At 58.6% G+C, this 7,930-nt stretch carries 4 protein-coding genes; all 4 read right to left on the bottom strand.

Annotated elements, in window-relative coordinates:
* Positions 1–356 (bottom strand): calcium-binding protein (locus ACQKPC_RS27785; protein WP_427627794.1); only part of this gene is annotated, 356 nt, incomplete at its 3' end.
* 219 nt (positions 357–575) lie between these two features.
* Positions 576–4,148, bottom strand: a complete 3,573-nt coding sequence (locus ACQKPC_RS27780; RefSeq protein ID WP_427627792.1) for a glycosyltransferase — start codon at positions 4,146–4,148, stop codon at positions 576–578.
* A gap of 124 nt (positions 4,149–4,272) precedes the next feature.
* Complete coding sequence (locus ACQKPC_RS27775) at positions 4,273–5,841, bottom strand: flagellar hook-associated protein 3 (protein ID WP_427627790.1); 1,569 nt, start codon at positions 5,839–5,841, stop codon at positions 4,273–4,275.
* 13 nt (positions 5,842–5,854) lie between these two features.
* Positions 5,855–7,915 (bottom strand): flagellar hook-associated protein FlgK, encoded by a 2,061-nt coding sequence (gene flgK / locus ACQKPC_RS27770; RefSeq protein ID WP_427627789.1) that lies wholly within the window; start codon positions 7,913–7,915, stop codon positions 5,855–5,857.
* Positions 7,916–7,930: the final 15 nt, after the last annotated feature.

The following is a 7,930-nucleotide window of genomic DNA, read 5'->3' as shown; positions in this document are numbered from 1 at the left end:
GTGCTGTTGATGTAGTAGATATCGTCTCCGGCACCGCCTTCGAACGCTATTCCGCCCAGTCCAACAACGGTGAAGTTGTCGTTGAACGCCGAACCAATGACGGTTTCGATATTAGTCAGGGTATCCCCCTCCGCATCGCCGCCGGTGCCTGCCATGCCTGTACCAAAACGGACTTCAACGTTTACTCCGGCGGCCGACGCCGAGTAATCGACCGTATCAGTACCGGCGCCGCCATCCAGCTTGTCCCCACCAGCACTCCCTTTGATCACATCATTGCCACCCAAGGCATTGATCTCATCATCCCCACTGGTACCTGCCAGCGTATCCACGCCGTTTGTCCCGTTTATCACTGCCATTTCGACTTCTTCCTTGCCATGTTGTTGAACCAGATACCTTTCCCGTAGCGATGTTTAAACCCGCGTCGCAGAAGGGTCTTTCATATAAACGAAGCTGTGGTGCCTTTATCGACCCAAACCAATCCGGGCTTGAGCCGGCTACAACAAAAATTCGTGGTGTGTTCGACACAAACAAAACAGGCGGCCCAAGGCCGCCTGCAGATGCACATCCATGTCCGATCAGTTTGGCAACCAGCCCTCGGCCCAGTAGTTGAGGTTGTTGCCCTTGAGCATGTAATCACGCAGCACTTCCTCACGCAGTGCGTCGCCCATGCGATAGCTCGCATCAGGGTCGGACAGGTGCATGCGGATTGCCTCAAGCCATTCCTCGGTGCTGTTGCTCACTACCTTGGTGCAGGGCAGATAGCCGCGGTAGGCCTCGGTGTCGGTGCAGATCACCGGGTAACCGCAGGCACCGTACTCCAGCAGACGCAGGTTGCTCTTGCAGTCGTTGAAGATGTGAAACTCCAGTGGCGCCAGCGCCAGGTCGAGGTTCAGGCTGGCCAGTTTGGCCGGATAAGCCTGCAGGCCGATGCTGGGATGGAACTCATGGACAAACGGGCGCAAAGCTTGCGGACACATGCCGAAGAACACCCATTCGACCTCGTTGGCCAGCAGGCGTACCACGTCCGCAATGATGGCCAGATCTCCATCATGGCTCGTCCCACCGCCCCAACCCACACGAGGCTTGCCAGAGGTGCGGCGCTGACTGGTAAGCCCGCTCCAGAGATGCGGCGCCAGCATGTTCGGAACGACCCGGATATCGTGATGCATGTCACGCAATGCGTCGGCCAAAGGCTGGGTCGAGACCACAACCCGATCACACAACCCTATGCCACGGCGCACTATTTTATCGACCCCGACCTCGGCCTTACGCAAGTGCGCGTTCTTTTTCGGAACATCAATCACATAATCGTCAAGTTCGAAGATGCGCAAAGCGTGCGAGCAGTTTTTGACTCGCTCAACCTCATCGACCGCATTCTGGCTATAGCGCCCCTGCAACACGATCACGTCGGGAGAGCACCGCTCAAGGTCAATGTCTGTCGGCGTGTGATAACTCAAGTGCCCCACTACGCGCCCGGCCGCCTCCAACTCAAGGAACGGCTGAGCGACCCGGTAATGGCCCACTGCGGTGGTATTGATTGGAATCGCCAGGATTTTGGGCAAAAGCTGACGCGAGAACGGGTCCCAGCCATCCTTGAATCCCGGCTCCAGACTGAAGTTGCTGGTGCCCAGGCTCAGATTGGGGTTGTAGGCCGGATCCCTGGCCACCACAGGCAACCATCGCTGGTAAAAACTTTTCTGCTCGGCTTGCAACACCCTGGGAGCGGGATTGAAGGCAGAGGATGGCACCACTCGCATCAATTCGGCGTAGGGAGTCCACACCACCAGGTATCCGTTTTGCTTAACACGCAGGCAAAAGTCAGCGCCATTGAGTGCTTGCGCCAGATTTTGCTCGTCCAGGCCATGCAATTCGTCAAAAACCTTCTTGCGCACAAGCAGGCAATCGATGCCCACTGCACTGAAGTTCTGCACCGTCTGCTGGCGCTGCATGTAACCCGGCGTGTTGAGCGGCTCGCCACGATTGGGAACACCGACGGCCCCCCGTAACCCCAGTACCTGGGCCGTTCCCTCGATACGTCCTTGCGGACTCACCAGACGACCGCCGACCACACCGACTTCCGGACGCTGAGCGTGATTGAGCAACTCGTCGAGCCAATCAGGGCTCACCACGACACTGTAGGAACTGAGAAACAACAGATAGTCGCCACGAGCGTGGCCGGCAGCGAAGTTCTGTACTGCCGCCAGATTGTCACCTTGATCACAGCGCAACACCCGAAGTTTGTCACTGCCCATTTGCTCCATGGCCGACAGCCAGTTGCAGGTATCAACGGCAGTACTGCCGTTGTCGACAATGAGAACTTCATAGCGTTGGCAGGCGGTTTTCTCCAACAGACTTTCGACGCAACGCTCCAGGGAACTCAGTTCGTCGCGGGTCACAATGATGATCGAGACCATGGCCGGCTCATCATGCAGATAATCCACACGATTGATCATCGGCTGGCTGCCGGGGCGAATTCGGTGCGGTGCGCCGAGCCGCTGCAGATGCGCGCCCAGCACGCGAGGGTTCTGCTCGATAATCTGCGGCTGCGTGAGCCACTGGGATAGGCACTGAGCGGACTCCACGAGCACTTCAGCAATGTGCCCGATCGCGTGCGGCCCGTTACTCTCCACCAGTCGCCAGACCAGATCATGCACACCCAGCTCGCCAAAACCGTCTTGCATGCCACCCAGCTCGATCAACCGCTGCCGCTGCAGGGCCAGCACGCGGCCGACATAGGGAAAGCTGCGCATCAGATCCAGGTTGAAGTCCGGCTTGAACACCGGCTCGACCGAGACGTCATCACGCAATCCGCCCTCGTCACTGTAGAGGCAGCGCACATCAGGCATTTCCACCATGCGCTCTGCCAGCAACAGCAAAGCCAGTTCATTCAAGCGGTCACCCGCGCGAACCAGATAGATCCAGTCTGCGTTGTCCAACTGAATGAGCAGGCGATTGAATTGAGCAACCGGCTCATCATCCAGACGCATATAACGCACACCGTCGCATGGTTCGTGCTGCAATTGGGACAGCACTACCACTTGCTCGGCGGCGTAGGTCTGATGACGAATACTCTTGAGTGTCTCTTCCAGCGCCGGAACATCGCCTTCGCTATCGAGAACAATCGGCACGATGCGCGGACGCCAGTGCCAACCTTGCAAACGGGCGTCGAGCAAACGTTGCTGGGCCGGTTTCAAACGACGGCACGACAGCCATTCCCGGTACATGTCGGCAAAGCTGCCGCACTCGACGCCTACCCGGGTGTGCACCATCGTTTGAATGAAGCCCAGTTGCCGGCCCAGCGCGGTTTCTTCCCAGGCATAGGCGTGCCCCTCAACCGCATCGGCCAGTGCCAGATAACGAACCCAGCCCGGCGCAGGCGCCGGCTCACCACTGCGCAAGGCAAGCATTTGCTTGAGCCAGTCAAGCTCTGTCATAACCGCAGCCTTGACTGGCGACTGATCGCTCAGCCGCGCTGGATGCAAACGCTCAAGGCTCAACACCTGCCCCACCACCACCAGATTGCCACGCCGTAGCAGGCAGGCAAACAAGGCGAAGTCCAGACACGCGATAAAACCTTCGCCAATCTGAGTCAGGGCCGGCAAATACTCCAGCGCATGCCGGGTTCGCAACAACGCCCCGCTAAGGCCACTGAGAAAGTTGATCAGACTGCTTTCCAGAACGCCCAGCAGATCCTCACCCTTGAACAAGGTGACACCCGTAGAAAAACAGCAATTTTCCACACGGTCGGAAAGCAGGATGTAATCACCGTCGTAAAACTGCCGCTGGCCGATCACCAGGTTGACGTCTTCGTGGTCGATGAAGCCGACGATCTGCTGAGTGATGCACTCAGGGAGCAGTTGGTCGTCGTCGCACAGCAACTTCAGATAGTCACCGCTGGCCTCTTGCGCACAGGCCATGAGGTTAGCCTGAAAACCCAGGCGCTGCGGATTGCGCACATAGCGCAAGCGAATCGAGACAGGCACCTCACAGGCTTCGACGATCTTGCGGATCTCGTTACCGCCACTGTCATCGCAGACGATCACTTCAAGATTGGCGTAGGTCTGATTCAGCGCGCTTTGCAGCGCCGTCTGGAAGAACTGCGGGTTGAACGCGGGAATGGCGATGGTGACAAGCGGTGCTGGTTTCACGGCGGGAGAACTCGCGAGCGGCGGGAGCTTACTTCAACGAAGTGAAACTCCCCGAACCGCTGAATAAAGACGGTTTGCACTCGGCAGTCGCAAGCCTTCGCGAGATCATCGCGAAGGCCCTGACTCAGACTTTGTTGAACAGCCCCAACTGGGCGATCTTGCTGAACGCCAGTTGCGAAGCTTGCAGCATGGTCTGCTGCAGAGTCAGGCGGGTCATCACTTCAGCCGCATCGGAATCGCGAATGGCCGACTGGGTCTGGGTATTGGCGAGTGCCAGACTCTGGTTGATATCGGTCTGAGTCACCAATGACGCACCGCGACCGCCTACAGAACTGATACTGGAAGCCAGTTGATCGATACCGCTGGACAGGTTGCCAATACCGGCAGTGACTGCAGCGTTCATTTGCTGAATGGCAATCGGATTATTATTGGTTGGCGTCGACAGCGCTGTTTTCAGCTGGCTGACGGTGTCCAGAATGTTTTGGGTCTGGTGCGTGTTGACCGCCACAGAGAACTGATCGCCTGCACCCGGCGTACCGGCCACGGTGAACGAGACACCCGACGCTGTCGCGGTCGTACCGGCCATGGTACCGGTGGACACCGGTTTACTATTGGCGGTCAACGGCGCGGCATAGAGTTCGAAATTCGTGGCACTGGTGAACTTGAGAATCGCCCCGCCGCCCGGAAAACTGGCGTGGTAGTCGGTGCTGTTAGTCACAGAGGCGTCGGTCACCAGTGCGGTCGACGGGTTACCCGGGCTGCGCGAAGTGTTGAAACTGTCCGGCTTGGCTGTCAGTGTGAAGCTGTGCCCGGTGATCACGGTTCCCGGGACATCCCCCGCTTGCAGGTTGATGTTCAACTTCAGATCAATGCCACGAAAACTGACAGTCTGTGTGGCCGCACCACTGGTGGAACTGAACACGCCGTTCTGACTGGCCTCAGCGGTGACATCATTACCTAACGAGTCAGTAATTTGCAGCTGCGTGCCGCTGAGGAAATTCACGGTGTAAGGCTCACCGCTGCGGAACTTGGCGTTGTAGGTGACATCGGATTCGACCTGACCGTTGGACAACACCACACGACCATCATCGATCGCAGGCGCGTTGAGCGTGGTCTGAGTCCGGGTGGTATTGATTGCCTGCTGGAACACGTCCCAACCGGTGCTGTTGGTAGCCATCGACTGGGTATCGCCGATCGGCAGATCCAGCGTGACCTGATCACCGTTGTAGGTGTAGCTGCCATCAGTGTTACGGGTGAACGGCACCACATCGCCCTTGGAACCGGAGAAGATGTACTTGCCGTTTTCATCCTTGGTGTTCATCAGGCTGAGCAGTTGCTCTTCAATCTGCCCCAGTTCGGAAGCGTTGGCCTGGCGGTCGGCATCGGTATAGCCGGCGTTGCCAGCGCCCAGCGCCAGCTCTTTGGCGCGTTGCAGCACGTTGCCGATGCTGGTCATCACCGCTTCGGTCTGACCGAGAGTGCCTTTGATGGTGGTCATGTTGGCCGAATACTGATCAAGCATCGAAGCCTGCTGACCCAGTTGCAGCAAACGCGAAGCGCCGACCGGATCATCCGCCGCGGTATTCACACGAACCAGGCTGCTGGCCTCTTCGCTGCTCTTGACCACGTTGGCGAAGTTCTTCTGATAGTTGGCGGCAGAGGACTCGTAAAACTGGGCGGTAGAAATGCGCATGGGCTACGACTCCTTAAAGACTGTTGATCAGTGTGCTGAAGATTTCCTGCGCAGCCTTGATGATCTGCGAAGACGCGGTGTAGTACTGCTGATACTTGACCAGGTTGCCGGTTTCCTCATCGAGGTCGACACCGGACAACGAGTCGCGAGCGCCCTTGGCGTTGGCCAGGATCGCTTCGGTGGCAGCGCTGTCGAGCTTGCCTTGGGCCGCCTTGGCGCCAACACCCGAGACCAGTTTGCCGTAGGCATCGTTCAGGGAAATACCGTTACTGGCCGAACCGGTGTCCACGGTCTGCCTGGTCTGCAAGCCGGCCAGTGTGGTGCCGTTACGGTTGTCCAGCGAACCCGGTTGGCTGAGCGAGACGTTGATCCCGGTGCCATTAGCTGGTGAACCGGCCACGGTCATGTCAAACGACACAGTGCGCTGCACAACTGGCGGTCCCGGGTCATTGATCGCAGCGCCGCTGGCGTCGACCAGTGGAATGGTCAAGCTCAGCGTATTGTTCTGGCCCGGCACGATGGTGCCTGTGCTGAGCGAGTTGCCTTGGGCATCGAGCATTTCATAAGTCTGGGTCGTACCACCCGCCGCGCCGAACACAATCTTGACCGGAGTCGACGTCTTCAGACCGTTCTGGATCGTGGTGGTGGTCGCCGTGTCGTAGATATCGAACTTCGTGGTCAGGGTCGGTTGACCGCTGGCCGGAATCGTCAGTGTGCCGCTGCCGCCCGCAGCAATGGCCGCGCCCAACGGTGCCGCGATGGCCAGACGTTTGGAGTCGGTCATCTCGGTCTTGATGGTGGTCGCCGCGTTGCGGGTCGGGGTGATCTTAAAGGTGTCGCCGGCGGCTGCGGTGCCACCGGTGAGCTTCATCGAGAAACCATCGACCACTGGCGGCGGCGTGGTCAGCGTACTGAACGCGCCCATGGCGGTGCCTTCAGGCAGGCGCTGCACGGTGTAGTTCGTGGCGCTGGTGAAGGTGACCTTGTAATCGTTGATGGTCAGCTTGCCGCTGTCCTCGATGCTCACCTCGAAGTTGCCCGAGCCGGCGCTATTGCCGACCGTGGCGACGCTGCGCTGAGCCATTTGCGCGGCACTGTTGATGCTGTTGAACAGGTTCGAACCGAAGTCACCGTTCTTGTCGATGCCCTGGGCCTGGATGGTATTCATCTGATCGGCGACGACCAGCGCCACACGCCCCAGCTCGTTCATGGCCGGGTCCAGCACGGTGCTGCGATAGCGCAGCAAGCCGCCCATTTCACCACCGGTCATCACCGAAGTGATGTCGATGGTGCTCGAACCACGATTGAGCTGAATGGCCGAGCGCGAAGGGTCGTCTTTGCTCGGCACCACTTCCAGCTTGCTGGCGGTGCTGCCCATGACCAGCGGCTGACCGCTGCCCAGGTAAATGTCGAGGTTACCGTCACGCTCCATCACCTGCGCACCGGTGAAAGTGGACAATTGACGTACGGTCTCGTTGCGCGCATCGAGCAAGTCGTTAGGCTGGCCGCCGGCTTTGGAAACTTCAGAAATCTTCTGGTTCAGCTGGGCCACGGTGGCCGCCAGCTTGTTGATCTGATCGGCCATGTCCGTCAGGTTGCCGTTGATGTTCGCGTTCTGCGTCGTCAATTGGCTGGAGATCGAGTTGAACCGGTTGCTCAGGGCTTGCGCATCGCTGAGCAGCAGTTGCCGGGAAGCATCGTCACCCGGTTTGGCATTGACGTTCTGTACCGAGGCGAAGAACTTGGTCAAGGCGCCATTGAGGCCAGTGCCGCTGTCCGACAGCAAGGCATCGAGCGGGCTGATCTGCCCGGCGTAGGCAGCCGAGTCGCTGTTAAGCGAAGTGGTGGTCTGCAGCTGCGCATCGAGGTAGCTGTTGTACACCCGACGTACATCGGCGAGGGTCGTACCGCTGCCGATAAAGACATTGCCGAACTGATTCGAGGCCTTGGTGCCTTGCACGGTTTGTTGGCGTGAATAACCGGAGGTGTCGGCGTTGGCAATGTTATTACCGGTAACCATCAACGCGGTTTGGCCCGCGGATAAACCCGACATCCCGATATTGAGCAAACTCATGGTTCAGACCTTATG

The organism is Pseudomonas sp. NPDC089918, from assembly GCF_050280605.1.
In the GTDB taxonomy this organism is placed as follows: domain Bacteria; phylum Pseudomonadota; class Gammaproteobacteria; order Pseudomonadales; family Pseudomonadaceae; genus Aquipseudomonas.
Note: the sequence above shows the minus strand (reverse complement) of the source record. Positions and strands in the feature narration are given on the sequence as shown.

Excerpts from the sequence above, each read along its gene's own strand:
- ACQKPC_RS27775 (WP_427627790.1), bottom strand. The coding sequence starts at position 5,841 with ATGCGCATTTCTACCGCCCAGTTTTACGAGTCCTCTGCCGCCAACTAT.
- flgK (WP_427627789.1), bottom strand. The coding sequence starts at position 7,915 with ATGAGTTTGCTCAATATCGGGATGTCGGGTTTATCCGCGGGCCAAACC.